Below are 286 nucleotides of genomic sequence, written 5' to 3'. Positions count from 1 at the left end.
GCTCGGGCGCTGCTGGAACAGGCCCAGCGAGTCGTGATCATTGGCGTCACCCAGGTGGCCCAGGTTCTCCAGCTTCGACTCCTGCAGGCTCGTGGCGATCGAGATCACCGCGGCCCGCTCCGGCAGACCAGCCTTCTTCGTCGCGGCGATGATCGCCTTCGCGTTCGCGGTCTGCTCGTCGTTCAGATCAATCTTCGACTGGGCGCCCTGCACACCATGCGGAATCAGCTTGCCCATGTCCACGCCCGGCTTGTCGGCCTGGACCGCGGCGACCGGCTTCCCAGCG

General features: G+C 66.8%; 1 pseudogene. It reads right to left on the bottom strand.

The features are described 5' to 3' along the window. Positions 1-286 (bottom strand): annotated as a pseudogene (locus FXF52_RS41380) (hypothetical protein); the annotation flags it as partial.

The sequence above is a fragment of the Micromonospora sp. MP36 genome (genome assembly GCF_008119785.1).
In the GTDB taxonomy this organism is placed as follows: Bacteria; Actinomycetota; Actinomycetes; order Mycobacteriales; family Micromonosporaceae; genus Micromonospora.
Note: the sequence above shows the minus strand (reverse complement) of the source record. Positions and strands in the feature narration are given on the sequence as shown.